This window comes from Streptomyces sp. WELS2, assembly GCF_013870595.1.
Lineage (GTDB): Bacteria > Actinomycetota > Actinomycetes > Streptomycetales > Streptomycetaceae > Streptomyces.
On sequence record NZ_JACBWZ010001238.1, the window covers coordinates 1 to 1,372 of the forward strand.

Sequence of the window (1,372 nt, forward strand, 5' to 3'; positions counted from 1 at the left end):
CGGCCGTCGCGGAGCTGCTGGAACTGGACCGGCGGCATGTGTGGCACCCGTACGGCCCCATGCCCGGCCGGGTGGACCCGCTCGTCGTGGAGTCGGCGAGCGGGGTCCGGCTGCGGCTGGCGGACGGTTCCGGCGAGCTGGTCGACGGCATGTCGTCGTGGTGGTCGGCCATCCACGGCTACAACCACCCGGTGCTGAACGAGGCCGCGCGCGAGCAGCTGGGCCGGATGAGCCACGTGATGTTCGGCGGGCTCACGCACGAGCCCGCCGTCCGGCTGGCGAAGCTCCTGGTCGACCTGTCGCCGGAGGGCCTGGAACACGTCTTCCTGGCCGACTCGGGGTCCGTGTCGGTCGAGGTCGCGGTGAAGATGTGCCTGCAGTACTGGCGTTCGCTCGGCCGTCCGGCCAAGCGGCGGCTGCTGACCTGGCGGGGCGGCTACCACGGTGACACCTGGCAGCCGATGTCGGTGTGCGACCCCGAGGGCGGGATGCACGAGCTGTGGACCGGCGTCCTGCCGCGCCAGGTGTTCGCTGACCCGCCGCCCGCCGCGTACGAGGAGTCGTACGCGGAGCATCTGCGGGAGCTGATCGCGCGGCACGCCGACGAGCTGGCCGCGGTGATCGTGGAGCCGGTGGTGCAGGGCGCGGGCGGGATGCGCTTCCACTCCCCCGCGTATCTGCGGGTGCTGCGCGAGGCGTGCGACGCACACGACGTGCTGCTGGTGTTCGACGAGATCGCCACCGGTTTCGGCCGCACCGGCGCGCTGTTCGCGGCGGACCACGCGGCCGTCGCGCCCGATGTGATGTGTGTGGGCAAGGCGCTGACCGGCGGCTATCTGACGCTGGCGGCCACCTTGTGCTCCGCTCGGGTGGCCGACGGCATCTCGCGGGGCGAGGTGCCGGTGCTCGCGCACGGCCCGACGTTCATGGGCAACCCGCTGGCGGCGGCCGTGGCCTGTGCCTCGGTGGAGCTGCTGCTGGGCCAGGACTGGCTCGGCGAGGTCAAGCGGATCGAGGCGGGCCTGGGCGAGGGCCTGGCGCCGGCGCGGGACGTTCCCGGGGTGCGCGATGTGCGGGTCCTCGGCGCCATCGGTGTCGTCCAGCTCGACCACCCGGTGGACATGCGGGCCGCGACGGACGCGGCGGTACGGGCCGGTGTGTGGCTGCGCCCGTTCCGCGACCTGATCTACACGATGCCGCCCTACGTCACCTCGGACGAGGACGTGGCACGGATCGCGCGCGCGGTGTGCGCCGCGGCGCGGGAGGGATGACATGCGGGTACTGGTGATCACGGGCACCGGCACGGAGGTCGGCAAGACCGTCACCACCGCGGCCGTCGCCGCCTCGGCCCTCGCGGCCGGGCGGTCGGTGG

Annotated in this window: 1 protein-coding gene; it reads left to right on the top strand. The window is 73.5% G+C overall.

What is annotated here, in order from left to right; translation table 11 throughout:
• Nucleotides 1–1,271: adenosylmethionine--8-amino-7-oxononanoate transaminase (locus tag H5J33_RS35330; protein WP_258565624.1), on the top strand; the 1,271-nt coding region annotated here is incomplete at its 5' end.
• Nucleotides 1,272–1,372: the final 101 nt, after the last annotated feature.